Source organism: Thalassobacillus sp. C254, from assembly GCF_001310615.1.
Map to the genome: position 1 here is coordinate 18,171 of NZ_BAXQ01000011.1, position 16,340 is coordinate 34,510.

A 16,340-nucleotide genomic window follows, 5' to 3' on the forward strand; every position below is an offset into this window, starting at 1 on the left:
CTTCCTTTCCCACTGACAAAACTAGTGGCAAATCGTGTAAAGAAGAAGCTATTCGCTTTCCTTTTCATTACTGCCTGCATCTATGCCGGACATCTTCGCCAAAGTTCGTTTAAACAATCCCCACCACGTGGCTTCTTTTACGTCTTCACGTGCGACGATATCCGTTTCTGCCAATACTTCTCCATCTTTTTCTACTACAAATTTCCCGATCGTTTCTCCTTTTTTAATCGGTGCTTTTAAATTCTTGTTCATTTCAACTTTTTCACTTATATCTTCAAGCTTCATGCCTTTTTGAATCAGCAGGCTTATCCTGCTTCCTAACACTCCCGTCACATGGGATGCGTCGCCTTTTTCCACTGCTGCACGATCTATGACGTGGTCCTTATCGTAAAGAGGCTGGATATCATAATGATTGAAAGCGTAGTCAAGGAGCGATGTTGTCTGACTATTTCTGGTCTTGGGTGTTGTGGCTCCCATTATTACTGAAATAACGCGCATGTTCTGTTTTTTCGCAGTGGCAACCAAGCCGTATTTAGCTTCTTGAGTAAATCCCGTTTTTAACCCGTCCACTCCTGGATAAAATTTTACAAGCCTGTTTGTGTTTACAAGCCAAAATTCATCATCTGTGCCCTGCCTTAAGTAGTCTTCATAAATTCCGGTGAAAGATGTGATTTTCTCATGTTTTAACAGCTCTCTAGCCATTAAAGCCAGATCCTTTGCACTCGTGTAATGATTCTCAACAGGCAGGCCGTTGGTGTTCGTAAAGTGAGTATTTTCAAGGCCCAATTCTTCAGCCTTTTATTCATCATCTCCACAAACTTTTCCTCTGACCCGCCAATATGTTCGGCCATTGCCACAGAAGCATCATTTCCAGAAGCAACGGCAATTCCTTTCAGCATATCCCTTACAGTCATTTCTTCGCCAGGTTCAAGAAAGATCTGTGATCCTCCCATTGAAGCCGCATACTCACTCGTTACCACTTTATCCTCATAGTCAATTTTTCCTTCGTCTATCGCTTCCATAATTAAAAGCATGGTCATAATTTTTGTCATGCTCGCCGGAGGCAGGGACTCCTCACTGTTTTTCTCATATAATACTCTACCTGTATCTGCTTCCATCAAAATAGCAGCTGCAGCCTCTTCAGCAAGCTCAGCTTGTTTCTCCTCTGCGAACGCATGTTGAGAAACGGATAAGACTAGCAAACAAGCAAGAAATATAGATGTACTTCTTTTTAATAATCCCCTCATAGTACAGGACCTCCAGATTTTTTACTACTAGAGTTTCCATAAATTTCTTCTTTCATACTGCCAGGACAATGGAAGAATAAAAAAATTCCTATCCTTTAGAAAGGATAGGAATTCATGTGGATTATTCAATCGTATCATAAATTAAAGAAGGGGCTGAGGCAGGCTTCTCTTCAATCTCATACGCTCTATTAATCATATCTTTGACAGCTTCATTCTCATCTTTATTTGTATGAAGAACGGCCAAAGTCTCTCCATGCTTCACAGAATCCCCAATTTTCTTTACTAGTTCAACTCCTACTGCATGGTCTATTTTATCTTCCTTTGTCGCTCTGCCTGCACCTAATACCATTGCTGCCCTTCCAATCAGAGCAGCATCCATTCGATGGACAAAGCCTTCTGTATCAGCTTTTACCTCTATGAAAGAGGAAGCTGTAACAAGGGTCTCCGGTCTTTCAACGGAAGCCGGATCTCCCCCCTGTGCTTCAATGAACGTCTTCATTTTTTCCAAAGCTTTTCCGTTTTGAATCACTTGCTCAAGCATGGTCCTAGCTTCATGAACAGTGTCTGCTTTTCCTCCCAGCACTACCATATGGCTTCCAAGTGTCAGACAAAGCTCATGAAGATCTTCCGGGCCTTCACCTTTTAGCGTATCAATAGCTTCTTTGACCTCAAGTGCATTGCCGACAAGGCGGCCAAGGGGCTGATTCATATCACTAATGACTGCCATTGTCTGTCTCCCCAGAGAGTTACCAATATCAACCATTGCTTTCGCCAGCTTTCTTGCATCTTCCACCTTGTCCATAAAAGCACCTGAGCCTGCCTTAACATCTAAGACAATCGCATCGGCTCCGGCTGCAATTTTTTACTCATTACCGAGCTTGCAATCAGGGGAATCGAATCAACAGTAGCCGTTACGTCTCTGAGCGAATAAAGTTTTTTATCAGCAGGTGTCAGGTTTCCAGATTGTCCGGCGAGAGCAATTTTATTTTCGTTCACGAGACGAATGAACTCCTCACGCTCTAATTCTGTCCGAAATCCATTGAAGGCTTCCAATTTATCAATGGTGCCTCCTGTATGGCCCAGCCCTCGTCCTGACATCTTTGCAACTGGAACACCAAGGGCGGCCACTAATGGCCCAAGGACCAAAGTAGTCTTGTCTCCTACTCCTCCAGTAGAATGCTTATCTACTTTAATTCCTTCAATTTCCGTCAGATTTAATTGATCTCCTGAAGCTGCTATTTCATATGTCAGCGTCGCCGCCTCTTGCTGAGTCATTCCTTTAAAATAAATAGCCATGGCAAAAGCTGAAGCCTGGTAATCTGGGATTTCCCCTCGGCTGTAGCTTCAACAAACCACTTAATCTCTTCATTTGTAAGGGTTTCCCCATCTCTTTTTTTTGCAATGATATCTACCATACGCATAGTAAATCGTCCCCCTCTCGCCCTATGGCATTGTCTTTAATACTTCTTTAACGAGAGAAATAAAACGAGGCTTCGTCTTTGTCGCCGTTCTATTACTTCTTCGTGGCTTACACCTTCAATTTCTTCACCGATTGCCATATCTGTGATGCAGGAAATGCCCAAAACTTTCTGTCCTCCATGTCGTGCAACAATTACTTCAGGAACCGTGGACATCCCTACGACATCACCTCCAAGCTTACGAAGCATAATAAGTTCAGCGCCAGTCATAAAAGCAGGACCTGAGATTCCGGCGTACACACCTTTTTGTATGGAAATTCCCAGCTTATCAGCTGCCCTCTGAGCTACTTCCTGTAAACCTTTTTCATAAGCCTGACTCATATCTGGAAAGCGCGGTCCTAACTCCTCATCATTTGGCCCAATGAGAGGATTGGCCCCTGTCATATTTAGATGATCTTCAATTACCATAAGATCTCCCGCTTAAATGAAGGATTCATTCCGCCGCAAGCATTCGTAACAATAATCGTTTCTACCCCCAGCTCTTTCATGACACGGACAGGAAACGTCACTTCTTGCATACTGTAGCCTTCATAATAATGAAAACGTCCTTGCATCGCTACAACGTCTTTTCCCTCGAGAGTCCCCCCGGCAAGTCTTCCTGCATGTCCTTCCACTGTAGAAACAGGAAAATGAGGAATAGATTGGTACTCAACGTAGATCGCATCCTCTATTTCTTCTGCAAGATCACCAAGTCCTGATCCTAAAATGAGGCCCACTTTTGGATTTACGCTAAATTGTTCTTTAAGATAAGACGCAGCTTCCTTTACTTTGGCAGACATATTCATTTATAGTTCCTCCTCATTCATTCGTCCTATAATCCCTATCATAAGAGACAAAAATTCTTCTCTCACTTTTTCAGTTGTTTCAATAACTTCATCGTGGCTCAGAGGCTGATTGAGTATACCTGCGGCCATGTTAGAAATGCAGGAAATACCGAGTACTCTCATACCGCCATGTCTGGCAGCCAGAACCTCAGGGACCGTAGACATCCCTACAGCATCGCCTCCCAAAGTCCTTGCCATTTTCACTTCAGCAGGCGTTTCATATGCAGGGCCAGTATTGCCTATGTACACGCCCTCACGAATAGACATGTTCAGGGATTGAGCAGTTTCTTTTGCCACTGTCCTTAGTTTCTCGTCATAGGCTGAAGAGAGGTCTGGAAAACGAGGACCCAGCTCTTCATTATTTTTTCCCATTAGGGATTATCCCCCATGAGGTTAATATGATCCTTGATAATCATCAAATCTCCGGCTTCAAAGGATTCATTCACTCCGCCTGCTGCATTTGTCACCAGCAGCGTTTCCACGCCCAAATTCTTCATTACTCGTACGGGAAAAGTCACTTCTTTCATCGCATAGCCTTCGTAAAAATGAAATCTCCCTTGCATAGCCACAACAGGGAGGCCTTTTAGTCTGCCAAAAACCAGTTGACCGGCGTGTCCTTCAACAGTTGGGACAGGAAATCCTGGAATCTTGCTGTAAGGAATGACAATTCTCTCTTCAATTTCATCTGCCAGCACCCCAAGCCCGGACCCTAAAATTAAGCCTGCCTTGGGTGTTTCTTGAATCTGTCCACGCAAAAAGAAAATGCTTCTTTTTGTTTCACTTCTTGACTCATGGTTTTACTCATCCTTTCTTAAGAGCGGATAAAAAACTCGTTCCATGGGAAGGAGCTTTCAATGTGAAATTTTCAGCAATTGTAGCGCCTACATCAGCAAATGTCTTTCTCACGCCAAGGTCCTGGCCCCCTGAATGAGAAGGAGAATATGCGATTAAGGCACTACTTCTCTCGTATGATCTGTCCCGTGGTGTGTCGGATCATTTCCATGGTCAGCGGTAAGTAACAGGAGATCATCACTTTTTAAAGCTTCCAGTAACTCCGGCAGCTGGCGGTCAAATTCCTCAAGGGCTTTTGCGTACCCGTCTACATCTCGGCGATGTCCAAATTTAGCATCGAAATCTACAAGGTTCAAAAAGCTCAGTCCTGTAAAGTCACGGTTTGCTGTTTCAATGATCTTATCCATTCCGTCACTATTCGAAGTAGTCCGCAAGGATTCGGTGATACCCTCTCCATCATAAATATCGCTGATCTTCCCTATGGCTAAACTGTCAAATCCCTGGTCTGCCAGGTCATTCATAACTGTTCTGCCAAAAGGCTTTAAAGCATAGTCATGACGATTTGCTGTACGCTCAAAAGCTCCTGGTTCACCAATAAACGGACGAGCAATCACTCTTCCTATCATATAGGGAGGTTCATACGTAAGTTTTCTGGCTTTTTCGCATATCTCAAAGAGCTCTTTTACAGGGACAATTTCTTCATGAGCCGCAATTTGAAGCACAGAATCTGCGGACGTATAAACAATTAAATCACCTGTCTCCATATGCTCCTTCCCTAATTCTTTGATAATCTCTGTTCCTGAGGCTACTTTATTACCGATTATCTTTCTTCCTGTTTCCTTTTCAAGCTGTTTAATCAGCCCTTCATCAAATCCATCAGGAAACGTGCGAAACGGCTCGTCTATTCTCAGCCCCATAATCTCCCAGTGGCCTGTCATCGTGTCTTTTCCTCTTGAAGCTTCTTCCATAATTCCAAAAGAAGCGAGAGGAGCATCTATTTTTCGGATCCCCGTCGTTTCCTTAATCCACCCTAGTCCTAGCTTTTCCATAGTTGGCATAGAAAGACCGCCTGTTTTCTCATCGATGTGGCCGAGGGTGTCAGCTCCTACGTCATTGAATTCTGCAGCATCTGGAGCTTCCCCTATCCCTACTGAGTCCATCACAATTAAGAAGACTCTCTTAAAAGGTATATTTTCCGCCATATCATTTCCTCCTTTATGTACTGTTCATTCTCCCTTTTCATTGCTTTGTAAGCAAACCAAAAGCCCCCATAAGAATACCTCTCTTATCAAAGGGCCTGAAATAGAATCTTTGTTTATTGTGAGCCTGTCCTTTTCTTTTATGCTCTGGGATGGTACGAACTGTAAATATCTTTTAGTTTTTTGTTTGATATGTGTGTATAAATTTGTGTGGTTGAGATATCTGCATGCCCAAGCATCTCTTGTACCGCTCTCAGATCTGCACCATTTTCCAGTAAGTGAGTGGCAAATGAATGACGAAGAGTATGAGGTGTCAGCGCTTTTGTTATATTTGCTTTGTCGGCTATTCCTCTTAATATTTTCCAAAAACCTTGACGTGATAAAGGGTTCCCGTGATGATTTACGAATAACTGCTCGTGTGGTTTTTCTTTTGCTAATCCAGGACGTGCTTTTTGCAAATAGATTTCTAAAGCTTCAATGGCAACTTTTCCTAACGGAATAATTCTTTCCTTGTTTCCTTTTCCCGTACAGCGGACAAACCCCATTGATAAATGAACATCGCCTTTTTTTAATTCACACATTTCAGAAACTCGCAGGCCTGTAGCATAAAGAAGTTCAAGCATCGCCCGGTTTCTCCTGGAAAAATCATCAGCTCCGCCAGTTGCATCTAATAATAACTCTACTTCTGTGGTTGATAGCACCTCGGGAAGCTTCTTGTCCCCTTTAGGTGTTTCGATCAGCTCTGAAGGGTCACTGGAAGCCGTTTTTTCTCTCAGCAAGAATTGATGAAGCGCCCTTATGGAAGACGTGGTCCTGGCCAGCGTGGCCTGGGATCTTCCTTTTTCTTTCAATAGATAGAGGAATTCCGTAATGTCAGCTCGTCGTACTTCATCCCACGTTGCAATGTTGTTTCTTTCTTTTAAAAATAAAAGGTAAGCCTTTAAATCTCTTTTATACGAATTGACAGTGTTTTCACTCAATCCCCGTTCTACTTTTATGTAATGGAGAAAATCATCTACCCATGCTCCATTAAATTCCCCCCTTGTCATTCCCCGTGCCGGTAAAAAACAGTAGCCGTTCCAGCCAGACTGACGGTCCTGGTTCTTCAAACATTTCTATCACTTTTACTGCCCTTCCCTGGGGCTCTTCAAACCTATGATCGCTTTCATACTCTGCACTTATCCATAGAATACCATAATAAAAAAATGTCGTGCACATTGCAAAGACAAGAAATACTTTAACAGCATCAAACATGGGGCTAAACCACTTTCTCATATTATTCACCTCTAAAAAAGCATGCTTAATTTCAAGCTATGCCTAAATAGATAAGAAATATACATGAGACAGCTATCTTACGGAAAAATCTTTATGTATAAGAAAATTATATCCTTCCAGCTGCTATAGGAAGGCTTTCTATGTCTTATATAAACCAAAAAATAAAAACCTCTTCCTTAAATGAAAAGGTTTTTATTCGGATTTTGGTTTTACTACCCTTTTCTTCGGTTTTCTCCGCTTTTTTCTCTGGGTCTGATTTATTATTGCAGCGGTGGCAGATTCCGTGGAAGGTTAATCGGTGATCTTTAATTTGAAAGTTCCAGTTCCTCTCAACGACTTTTTCTACATCACCGAGAAGATCCTCTTGAATTTCGTCCACTGCCCCACATTCTATACATACGAGATGATGATGGAAGTGAGCAGCTCCTTCTTTTCTCAAGTCATAACGGGAAACTCCGTCCCCAAAGTTAATCTTATCTACCACTTCAAGCTCATTTAAAAGCTCAAGGGTACGGTATACGGTAGCCAAACCGATTTCAGGAGATTTTTCTTTGACAAGCAGATATACATCTTCCGCGCTTAAATGATCTTCTTCATGTTCTAGAAGGACTCTCACTGTAGCTTCTCGTTGAGGTGTAAGCTTGTAGCTTTGCGCATGCAGCTGCTTCTTAATGCGGTCTATCCGGTTTTCCATTGACATTCCCCTCCCCCTGGTGACCATTCACGATTAATTATAATCTCAGGAGAAGAGAGTGTCAAATGATAACTAAAATCATTATCACATTATAATTATTATAATTAAATTTTAGTTATTAACCTGCTGTCCAGTCTATAATGATTTTCATTAAAGAGGGTGATAGAAAGGCTTCAATACTTGAAGCAAAAGCAAGGAGCATAAGGGAGACACCCATAAACAAACACGATTTCATAAACATAGGAAAGATAGGCTCATAATTTGTTTTTAAGAATTGATGTCTGATCAATTTAAGTGAGAATGCTAAAGAAATTGCTGCCACAAAAATATAAACAGGTACAACAATCAGGTTTTGAGGGAGCACTGAAACAAATGACATGGCAAAACCCGGAATCCCCATTTGATTCACCAGGAACCTACGGTAAAGCCGACAACGATCCCTTTTAAAAACAACAATAATAATATAAAAGGCAGACCGATCACAGATAAGCCTAAAAGCCACATAAGCCCTGCATATTTAGCGTAGTGAGAGAAGCTTTGTTTAAACATATCACTTGCCGTGGCATAGCTTCCTTCACTTACTTGTCCAAAAAATTGGTTCAGATACATATATAAATCATGTTTTTGTGTCAAGCTCAAGCTGTTTACTACAATAGCTCCAAACACAATACCCATGAGAAAGAGAACAGTGACAAACAAATAGAGCGACCGATGCTCTTCTATATGCTGATAAGCAGACCTGGCCAGCTTTCCCTTCATAGAATTCTCCCCCTCTCGTCTCTGTTTCTGTCTCTACTCTATGAGAGTTATACAAAAACTATGACTCAAGGAAGAATACGATTTCGATTGCTAGGTATACCTATCCTGTTTTCACTGTCTTGATTCTTATTATTTATGGTCACTAATTTAGTGAGACAGAGGACTGACAAATTACCATGCCCGCTTGACCAGGGTAAGCGGGCACAATACAGGCAGAAAACTACCTGGTCAGAAACACATAAAAAGCTTGGTGAGAGAAGGGAAACAAGAGGAAGTTTACAGAAAAAATAAGCATTAACAGAGCTTTAACTTTAAATACTGCAGAGCATAAGCTGTTTTGGCATCATGAATTTCCTGCTTTTCCATCAGTTCTTCTGCTTCCTCAAGGGTGACTTCCAGTACATCTACAAATTCATCCTCATCGGTCCCGGCAGTCCCTGCATTAACCCTTTTGCTTCATAAATATGTACCAATTCATCAGCAAAACCAGGAGAGGTATAAAACGAAGTGATTTTTTGGAATTCCTTAGCTTTATAGCCTGTCTCTTCTTCTAATTCCCGGGCAACTGTTACTGAAGGATCCTCTCCTTCTTCTAGCTTTCCAGCCGGAATTTCTATTAAGTGTTTTTCTAAAGGCTTTCGAAACTGTCGGACCAATACAAGCTTGTTATCCTCAGTTAGGGCGATAACCGCCACGGCTCCAGGATGATTAATTACTTCCCGTTTTCCATCCTTGCCATTAGGAAGTCTTACATCTAAAAGATTCAGATCTACTATCTTCCCTTTATATATATTTGTAGATTTAACAGTTTCCTCATACAGATGATCCTTCATTTTTCTTCCCCCTTATGTATAAAAACCCCGATTTTACATACAGTTTATCATAAAATGAATAAAGGAGCGGTGGATATGAAAGTTTATATCACTCCACGCCACATTAGAATTGTCGGTAAAGCATGGGAAGTGACTCAATATTTAAAAGCTGCCTCACGAACTCATAAAACAATGGCTGAATGGGGGAGTAAAAACTGATCCCTACCCTGCCACAGCGAGAGCCGCTGACAGGCAGGATAAATAAAACGGCGGATCATCTTCTATCGGCCTCCCCATTGTTGTAAGAGAAAGAGGATAATCTTTTTTCCACTCTTTCCACTTAAGCTCAAGCTCGTCAACCGCCTGCCATAACACTTTGATATGCTTGTTTTTTTTCATGAGGAGAGAGCTTTGCTGATAGATCACTTCGTGTTTCTCTTTAGCAAGATAAGGCAGTGCCAGGAAAGAGTAAGCCAAGGTAAAATCCTGTAAAGGTGTAAGGGTGTGATGACTGATTCCTCTGTGTCGTTTCCTTTCGTCCTGAAAGGAAATACGCGCTGTCCATACCGGGATGCCTTCCAATGCCCCAACCAGGTTGGACCAATTAGCCAATGACAGTCCGCTGAAACCCCATGGTGTGCTGGTGCCAGTGGTACCAGGTCCCATAGAAATGATCATATAATCTGCATTATATTTAACCGACAGCCATTGCAAAGCATTAGGTATAGTGGTGGCTTCTTCCTTTCCTCCAAAAGCCTGCCCTACGGTTATAGTTTTTACCCCTTCCCAGTCTTTCATTACACTTAGATGGCTGCTCATATTTAAAGGCAGCGAAGCTTCATCAGACAACACAACCCCAATTTTACTTTTAGGACTTAGAGCTATTAAAGCTCCAACTAACACAGGAATCATGCTGTGCAGCTCTGCTAGCAGGATCTTTTTTCCTTTTAAAGTAAATGGCTGTTGAAAGATCCAATGATCCGGATGCTCAGGATCATCCACTGAAAGTACACTATGCTGGGAAGGAAGATATCTGGCTTTCATAATATGCCCTTTTCCCGTGAGAGAAAATGGTGAGCCTGATACGAGAGAAGTCACAATATCCCATCCCCCGGTTCCCAGTTTTAAGGCAGAAGCAGTGGTGTTTATTTTTACCTTGTCTCCAACATGTACTTTTGGAAGAAAGGATAAAAAAACCAAAGCTTTCCCGCTGCCATGATCTGTTGCAATACGTTGACATCCATTGTTTTCCTCAAGGATGGAAAGAACCGTTGCGAACCTTTCTTCATACATCCTGCTCGCTCCTTTCTGTCTTACACTCGTACTTTATGTATATGAAAAGTAATATATCCAGGAAACGAGACAAAAATTGGCTGGCATGAGTCCGGTTCAGTACCTTTTTCACACCAGCCAATTGACTGGGAACAATAAACTCTACAAGCTTCAATAGGGTCATTTCCTTAAAAAATACATTTGCTCCGAAAAGCGAATGGAAAAGAGAAATTGACCTTTACCATGCCTTTTATAATAGCTCTAAAACTTTCTGTTCAAGCAATTCATAACTAACTTCACCAGGAATCTTGTCCACTATGATTCCATCTTCATCAATAATATAGGTGGTTGGGAGGTATTGAATATTGTACATATCTGCTACATCTCCCTCGAGATCAATAACGGCCGGGGCTTCCGTCATATTATATTCCTCCACAAATCTCTGGGCGTCCTCCCTCGTACGTTCATAAGAATTCATATTAATTGTTAGGACACTCACTCCTTCAGCATGGTAATCTTCATGCAGCTGAAGCAAATCCGGTATTTCCCTGGTACATGGCTCACACCAAGAAGCCACATGTTCATAATAACAATATCCCCGCTGTAGGAAGAAAGAGATCTCTCCTCCTCCGTCCAGGTCGGCAAGGTAAAATCTACTGCTGCATTCCCAACTTCCACTCCTACTCTCTCTATGGTCAAATTTGTATACACCACAAACATTCCAGCAACTCCAGCTGCAATGAGTATGAACATCGTCAGCTTTTTTTTCATCATTACCCCACCTTATAAGGTCTAATTTTTTATATTTTTAAAAGTAAGCATGGTTTCTTTCATACCTCTGATACCTTACTAATATAGTAGAGGAAAGTCCATCTTTAAACTGATGGACAAGTATGGTGGCCTCAGGAAAAAACTTCATAAATTTAATCTATCCGTTCATACCTATATCTGCTAAAATAACAGAGATAACAAGAGGAGTGAAGAGATAAATGAGTTGGTACGAAGCTTTAATATTCGGTATTGTTCAAGGATTATCAGAATTTCTGCCTATTTCCAGTACTGCCCATATCGTCATTACACAGATGGTTTTTGGCTATACCTTTCCCGGACTTTCGTTTGAAATCTTCTTACATATTGGTTCAATTCTTGCTGTTCTTTTATATTTTCGAAAAGATGTGGTCGAGGTCGTCACAGGATTCTTTACTTTCTTAACTACAAGGTCTTCCCATCACAGAACCTCTTTTTTCTTTGCAATTTATATTCTTGTTGCTACCTTTCTTACCGGTTTTCTTGGCTTGCTTTTAAATGACTTTGTCTCAGACATTATGAAAACCCCGCCATTTATTGCAGGGGCTTTAGCAACTACGGGGCTATTTCTTATTTTAATAGAAAGATTCCACAAATACGGTTCACGAACTGAAAAAGATATGACATTTTTGGATTCAATTTTTGTCGGCCTCGGTCAGACTTTAGCAGTCCTTCCGGGGATTTCAAGATCAGGTGCTACTTTAATTACAGCTCTGTACTGCGGTTTAAATAGAGATACAGCTGTCCGTTACTCTTTCTTACTCTCAATACCCGTCATTTTAGGCTCTTCCGTGTTAGCCTTCGACGATATTGGCGGAGGAGCGTTTGCGTCCATAGGAACAGGTAATTTAATCATTGCTTTCATTGCTTCCTTTATATTTTCATGGATAGGAATTGTCTGGCTCATCGGATTCCTTAAAAAAAGCAAACTGATCTATTTTGCCATTTATTGTTTTGTTCTAGCTGTATTTGTTGTAACCCAGCTGGATCCAACAGTTGTTGTTGATGTAGAATAGATAAAACCAAGAAGCCGGGACAAAACCCAGCGAAAGAGAAGAGCCCTCACCATCGGCGGTGAGAGCTTTTTTGTTTTCAGTATTCTAGTGAGATTAAAAAGGAGCTGTCTCATTTGAGACAACCCCTCTTACATCATCCTGTATTTCGAAGCCTGCGGCCACTCCACTTATTGTTAAAAGTACCTCTGTCAGCAGCTCCTCAGGCTGATCTTCCTGTGAGCGCATGATCTTAATTAATTCCACTTGCAGGTAATTTAGAGGGTCAACATAAGGATTTCTTCGATAAACTGACTCTTGGATGTTAGGAGTGTGATCAAGAAGATTATCATTCCCCGTAATTTGTAAGAGCATCTCCTTTGTTTTTTCGTACTCCTCTTTTATATCCCCAAAAATTCTATTTGCTATCTCTTCATCCTTCACAAGCTTCATGTATTCTTTTGCTGTGCTCAAATCTGCTTTCATAAGAGCCATCTGCAGATTATTAACAGTAGACTTGAAGAATGGCCAATGCTTATACATGGACTGGAGAAGTTTCACGTTCTCTTCACTTTTTGAAGCAAAAGCTTGAAGGCCCGTTCCAGCAGCATACCAGGCAGGGATGAGCTGCCTGGACTGTCCATGCAAATACCCATGGTATTGCCCGGAGATCTTCAAAGCGGCTGCTTCCTTTTCTACTCATTGGACGAGAGCCAATATTAAGAGCTCCCAGGTCTTTTATTGGTGTGGCTTCATTAAAATAGCCAAGGAAGTCTTTGTCACCAAACACTAACGATTGATATTTCTTTAATGAGTGGGAGGAGATTTCCTCCATTGCTTCTTCCCACTTGGATTCACGAATATGTGCTTGTTCTGACTTGTTAGAAATCTTAGCTGATGATTCCAGCAAAGCAGATGCTCCCTGCTCAAGGCTTCTAAAGGCAATATCTTCAAGAAGGTAGCGAGAGGAAAGAACCTCCCCTTGTTCCGTAATCTTCACTCCGTCTCCCAACGTTTCTGCAGGCTGAGAAAGGATACTGCGGTTTAACGGCCCGCCTCCCCGGCCTAAGGATCCGCCGCGGCCATGGAAAAACTTTAAACCGATATTAAATTCCTTAGCCATATCGTGAATTTCCTGCTGGGCCTTAAACAATTTCCAATTCGCAGTAAGGGTACCACCATCTTTACTTCCATCAGAATAACCCAGCATGACCTCCTGATTGTTTCCTCGTTCATTTAAATGATTGCGGTATACATCCATGCTAAACAAGGTTTTCATGATGTCTGGCCCTGCAATTAAATCATCAATGGTTTCAAGAAGCGGCGCCACATTTAAATGACTGTCTACCTCACCATTAGCGTGAAGGCGGTAAATTCCGGCTTCCTTTGCAAGAACAAGGACTTCCAGCAAGTCACTTGAGGACTGGGTCATGCTGACCAGGTAAACCTCAATGGACCTTTGTCCGAATTCTTCATGTGCCTGTTTAATCGTATGGAATACTTTAAGCATTTCTTGTGTTTCTTTTGAATAGTATTCATCTGCCAATAGAAGCGGACGCGGATCTTTAAGGACACTTTCAAGCATTTCTACCTTCTCATTTTCTGGAAGGGTACTGTAATCAGAAGTAATATTCACTGCTCGCAGAATTTCAGTAATTGCTGCTTCATGCTCGCCGCTGTGATTTCTAATATCCAAGGTTGCAAGGTGAAAACCAAAGAGCTGAACCTGGCGAATTAATTTTCGAATCATTTTTAATTTGTGGTGTGAAGGCTGATGCTTTTCTACGCTTTCTTGAATCATCAGAAGATCGTTCAATAGCTCCTCAGCATCTTCGTAGCCAAGCTCCTTTTTTCCGGTATGTTTTAACCGTTTTAAAATGATTGCAAATTTTCTTCTGTAGATCTCTGAATCCACCGGCCAAGCTTCACCTTCATCTAAGTATTTCGCTTCGTCTTCTTCAACTGAACGAAGAAGCTCCTTGCTCACTTCTACCCTGACCATGGAATGACTGAATCTTCTCATCAGTTCTTCTGCTACTTTTCTGTATTTCTTAATTGCCAGTGCTCTTTGTTTCTGTAACGTTTCCCATGTTACTTCAGGGGTTACATTTGGATTACCGTCACGGTCCCCTCCAATCCAGGAGCCAAATGTGAGGAAGTTAGGGACTTTCCAATCATGGTCAGGGAACTCAGAATCCAGCTGCTCCTCAAGCTCCTGGTGGATGTCTGGCAGCACGTCAAACAACGTTTGGTCAAAGTAATACAGACCATTTCTTACTTCATCTACTACAGTAGGCTTGCGATGACGCAGCTCATCTGTCTGCCACAAAGCTGTGACTTCATTAAAAAGACTCTCATGTAAGTTCTCCTTCTCCCGTTTTGTAAGAAGAGGATTATCAAACTGCTGCAAAATAGTGGAAATTCGCTTTTGTATCTCCAGTACAGTCCTTTTGGTTGCTTCTGTAGGATGAGCAGTAATCACGAGCTCTAAGGATAAATCATCGAGTACATCCTGTATGACACTCTCTGTTATCTTATTTTCCTTTAAAGATTTCACTGCTCCTTCCAGGGAAAAAGGCTGGCTTACATTGTTATCTTCAAGCTGATATTGGCGTCTTCTTCGAATGCGATGATTTTGTTCTGCAATATTGACCAGGTGAAAATATGTGGAAAAAGCACGAATGACATGCTGGCGCATAGGCGGTTCCAAGCTGCTGATTTCTTCTTTCAGCTTTTTGTATTCTTCTTCATTGTGAGTTTGCCTTAAGGCAATACTTTTTTTTCTGATTTCTTCAACTTTGTTTAATAAGGAAACACCGCCATGATGAACTAAAATTTCCCCCAGGATGTTTCCAAGATTTTTTACGTCATTTCTTAATAGTGAGCTGCTATCTTCTACGTTGATCATTTATTACCCTCCTGTAAAAAGTCGTGCATACGATGATCATAAAACAGGGACACTTTTCGTCCCGCAAGGACATTTCGCGGCCCTTTACATGCAAAAAATAGACCTGCTTTTGCAAGTAGCTTTTATTCTAACATTAATTATACAAAATAATCAAAATTATTGCCTGAAAACGCAAGAGAAATATTTTCCTATGTAAAAAGCAAAAGAGATCACCCTTTTGCTTTTTACATCATTTTACTGAATGATTCATTTATATCGGCAGAATTAATATTGTAGCCAATGATAATCAAGCGCTGCCCTCCATCCTCATCTCTGTGAGAAAGTGGTTCTAAACTGAGAGAACCAGGTGAATATTGAAGAATAGCCCTTTTTCCCTCTCCTTTCATGTGAACAATCCCTTTGACACGAACTACCTGTTCAGGGAGAGACTCAAGCCAGTTTTTAAGATTTTCTTTTTGCAGCTGTGTTTCCGGTTCAATGTGCAGAGCTTGAAAATGAGAATGAGAATGCTGAATTTCCTGTCTTTGTTCCTGACTGTTTTCAGAGGTATGTTCAAACCGTGACATCATTAGTTCCTCATGTAAGACATCCCCAAAGCTGGCTTCTATAACAGGAACTGAAGAAGCTTTGCCTTATCAATTTTTTTCTTTACCTTTTCAAGTGTCCTGACATCGCATTCATCTACTTTATTCAGTATAAGAAGCGAGCTGTGTAATAGATGAGACCGTAACACTTCTCTTACTTCTTTAGAGCTCGAGAACATGCTTTGGTATTCTATGTATCTTGCTGCATCAACCACGCCAATTACAGATTTAATATCAATAAAAGCCTGCAGTCTGGGATCTGTTAGTCCATCCATCACCTGTAAAGGATCAGCGACCCCTGTCCCTTCTATAAACATGACATCTGGTTTCTTCTTTGAATAGGTGAAAAAATCAAGGAGATCATCTGTAAGATCCGTTTGTATAGTACAACATATACAGCCGTTTAACTTTTCTATTAGAGTCTCTTCATTGAAGTAGCTTTTTTCCACATTTGCTTCCCCAAGCTCATTTAAAACTACAGCAGGTGTTCTTCCTGCTGATTTTTCTGCAGTAAGCATTTCTTTCAAAAGCGTTGTCTTCCCGCTTCCTAGAAAGCCTGTAAGCACATAGACCGGTGTTTTCTTTTGTTCCATATTTGTCCCCCAATGGTTTCTTTCATTACAAATTTGTAAAATCTGGATTACTTTCTATTTTACTTAATAAAAGTAGAAGAATCTATGCTAAAATACACTCTAAG

12 protein-coding genes and 8 pseudogenes are annotated in these 16,340 nt (G+C 41.3%); 2 read left to right on the forward strand and 18 right to left on the reverse strand.

Annotation, left to right across the window (positions count from 1 at the left end; all coding sequences use genetic code 11):
- Window positions 1-48: 48 nt before the first annotated feature.
- The 12 genes and pseudogenes from JCM19033_RS28165 to JCM19033_RS11585 all read right to left on the reverse strand — a co-directional run bounded on the left by JCM19033_RS28165 (window position 49) and on the right by JCM19033_RS11585 (window position 9,101).
- Window positions 49-498, reverse strand: coding sequence for a hypothetical protein (locus JCM19033_RS28165; RefSeq protein ID WP_374701235.1), 450 nt, complete (start codon window positions 496-498; stop codon window positions 49-51).
- Between the two features lie 24 nt (window positions 499-522).
- A pseudogene (locus JCM19033_RS28170) lies at window positions 523-1,247 on the reverse strand (D-alanyl-D-alanine carboxypeptidase family protein); the annotation flags it as partial.
- Between the two features lie 121 nt (window positions 1,248-1,368).
- Window positions 1,369-1,836: a hypothetical protein gene (locus tag JCM19033_RS28175; RefSeq protein WP_374701236.1), complete on the reverse strand. Its 468-nt coding sequence runs from the start codon at window positions 1,834-1,836 to the stop codon at window positions 1,369-1,371.
- Window positions 1,813-2,668: pseudogene (locus JCM19033_RS11545) on the reverse strand (thymidine phosphorylase); the annotation flags it as partial. The pseudogene JCM19033_RS11545 and the gene JCM19033_RS28175, both read right to left, overlap by 24 nt.
- Before the next feature lie 22 nt (window positions 2,669-2,690).
- Window positions 2,691-3,504, reverse strand: a pseudogene (locus tag JCM19033_RS11550) (purine-nucleoside phosphorylase).
- A 6-nt stretch (window positions 3,505-3,510) separates the two neighbouring features.
- A pseudogene (locus JCM19033_RS11555) lies at window positions 3,511-4,313 on the reverse strand (purine-nucleoside phosphorylase).
- A gap of 37 nt (window positions 4,314-4,350) precedes the next feature.
- Window positions 4,351-5,543 (reverse strand): annotated as a pseudogene (gene deoB / locus JCM19033_RS11560) (phosphopentomutase).
- Window positions 5,544-5,680: 137 nt separating this feature from the next.
- Window positions 5,681-6,589 carry a site-specific tyrosine recombinase XerD gene (gene xerD / locus JCM19033_RS11565; RefSeq protein ID WP_054636414.1) on the reverse strand — a complete coding sequence of 303 codons (909 nt, stop codon included), beginning with the start codon at window positions 6,587-6,589 and terminating at the stop codon, window positions 5,681-5,683.
- Window positions 6,570-6,815: a YqzK family protein gene (locus JCM19033_RS11570; protein ID WP_054636415.1), complete on the reverse strand. Its 246-nt coding sequence runs from the start codon at window positions 6,813-6,815 to the stop codon at window positions 6,570-6,572. The genes xerD and JCM19033_RS11570 overlap by 20 nt, the downstream gene beginning before the upstream one ends.
- Before the next feature lie 145 nt (window positions 6,816-6,960).
- A complete protein-coding gene (locus tag JCM19033_RS11575; protein WP_269758155.1) occupies window positions 6,961-7,509 on the reverse strand; it encodes a Fur family transcriptional regulator in 549 nt (182 codons plus the stop codon).
- Window positions 7,510-7,627: 118 nt separating this feature from the next.
- Window positions 7,628-8,268: pseudogene (gene spoIIM, locus JCM19033_RS11580) on the reverse strand (stage II sporulation protein M).
- A 294-nt stretch (window positions 8,269-8,562) separates the two neighbouring features.
- A pseudogene (locus JCM19033_RS11585) lies at window positions 8,563-9,101 on the reverse strand (NUDIX hydrolase).
- A gap of 75 nt (window positions 9,102-9,176) precedes the next feature.
- On the opposite strand from JCM19033_RS11585, the gene mciZ reads away from it, so the two are divergent.
- On the forward strand, window positions 9,177-9,299 hold the full coding sequence (gene mciZ, locus JCM19033_RS24265; protein WP_157842924.1) for a Z-ring formation inhibitor MciZ: 123 nt from the start codon (window positions 9,177-9,179) through the stop codon (window positions 9,297-9,299).
- Window positions 9,300-9,302: 3 nt separating this feature from the next.
- On the opposite strand, the gene JCM19033_RS11590 is transcribed toward mciZ, so the two are convergent.
- The 3 genes from JCM19033_RS11590 to JCM19033_RS24275 all read right to left on the reverse strand — a co-directional run bounded on the left by JCM19033_RS11590 (window position 9,303) and on the right by JCM19033_RS24275 (window position 11,126).
- Complete coding sequence (locus tag JCM19033_RS11590) at window positions 9,303-10,373, reverse strand: DUF3866 family protein (RefSeq protein WP_054636416.1); 1,071 nt, start codon at window positions 10,371-10,373, stop codon at window positions 9,303-9,305.
- Window positions 10,374-10,602: 229 nt separating this feature from the next.
- Window positions 10,603-10,929, reverse strand: a complete 327-nt coding sequence (locus tag JCM19033_RS24270) for a TlpA disulfide reductase family protein (protein WP_198153489.1) — start codon at window positions 10,927-10,929, stop codon at window positions 10,603-10,605.
- Complete coding sequence (locus JCM19033_RS24275; RefSeq protein WP_198153490.1) at window positions 10,848-11,126, reverse strand: hypothetical protein; 279 nt, start codon at window positions 11,124-11,126, stop codon at window positions 10,848-10,850. The genes JCM19033_RS24270 and JCM19033_RS24275 overlap by 82 nt, the downstream gene beginning before the upstream one ends.
- 215 nt (window positions 11,127-11,341) lie before the next feature.
- Here JCM19033_RS24275 and JCM19033_RS11605 point away from each other — a divergent pair, with 215 nt between their 5' ends.
- A complete protein-coding gene (locus JCM19033_RS11605; RefSeq protein WP_054636419.1) occupies window positions 11,342-12,175 on the forward strand; it encodes an undecaprenyl-diphosphate phosphatase in 834 nt (277 codons plus the stop codon).
- Between the two features lie 133 nt (window positions 12,176-12,308).
- On the opposite strand, the pseudogene ppc reads toward JCM19033_RS11605, so the two are convergent.
- The 3 genes and pseudogenes from ppc to JCM19033_RS11620 all read right to left on the reverse strand — a co-directional run bounded on the left by ppc (window position 12,309) and on the right by JCM19033_RS11620 (window position 16,236).
- Window positions 12,309-15,059 (reverse strand): annotated as a pseudogene (gene ppc, locus JCM19033_RS11610) (phosphoenolpyruvate carboxylase).
- Window positions 15,060-15,283: 224 nt separating this feature from the next.
- Window positions 15,284-15,628 (reverse strand): GTP-binding protein, encoded by a 345-nt coding sequence (locus tag JCM19033_RS11615; protein ID WP_083465407.1) that lies wholly within the window; start codon window positions 15,626-15,628, stop codon window positions 15,284-15,286.
- Window positions 15,629-15,663: 35 nt separating this feature from the next.
- Window positions 15,664-16,236 (reverse strand): GTP-binding protein, encoded by a 573-nt coding sequence (locus JCM19033_RS11620; RefSeq protein ID WP_054636421.1) that lies wholly within the window; start codon window positions 16,234-16,236, stop codon window positions 15,664-15,666.
- Between the last annotated feature and the right edge of the window lie 104 nt (window positions 16,237-16,340).

Excerpts from the sequence above, each read along its gene's own strand:
- mciZ (WP_157842924.1), top strand. The coding sequence starts at position 9,177 with ATGAAAGTTTATATCACTCCACGCCACATTAGAATTGTCGGTAAAGCA.
- JCM19033_RS11570 (WP_054636415.1), bottom strand. The coding sequence starts at position 6,815 with ATGAGAAAGTGGTTTAGCCCCATGTTTGATGCTGTTAAAGTATTTCTT.
- JCM19033_RS11575 (WP_269758155.1), bottom strand. The coding sequence starts at position 7,509 with ATGGAAAACCGGATAGACCGCATTAAGAAGCAGCTGCATGCGCAAAGC.
- JCM19033_RS11605 (WP_054636419.1), top strand. The coding sequence starts at position 11,342 with ATGAGTTGGTACGAAGCTTTAATATTCGGTATTGTTCAAGGATTATCA.
- JCM19033_RS28175 (WP_374701236.1), bottom strand. The coding sequence starts at position 1,836 with ATGGTAGTGCTGGGAGGAAAAGCAGACACTGTTCATGAAGCTAGGACC.
- JCM19033_RS11590 (WP_054636416.1), bottom strand. The coding sequence starts at position 10,373 with ATGTATGAAGAAAGGTTCGCAACGGTTCTTTCCATCCTTGAGGAAAAC.
- JCM19033_RS28165 (WP_374701235.1), bottom strand. The coding sequence starts at position 498 with ATGCGCGTTATTTCAGTAATAATGGGAGCCACAACACCCAAGACCAGA.
- JCM19033_RS11620 (WP_054636421.1), bottom strand. The coding sequence starts at position 16,236 with ATGGAACAAAAGAAAACACCGGTCTATGTGCTTACAGGCTTTCTAGGA.
- JCM19033_RS11615 (WP_083465407.1), bottom strand. The coding sequence starts at position 15,628 with ATGATGTCACGGTTTGAACATACCTCTGAAAACAGTCAGGAACAAAGA.
- JCM19033_RS24275 (WP_198153490.1), bottom strand. The coding sequence starts at position 11,126 with ATGATGAAAAAAAAGCTGACGATGTTCATACTCATTGCAGCTGGAGTT.
- xerD (WP_054636414.1), bottom strand. The coding sequence starts at position 6,589 with ATGACAAGGGGGGAATTTAATGGAGCATGGGTAGATGATTTTCTCCAT.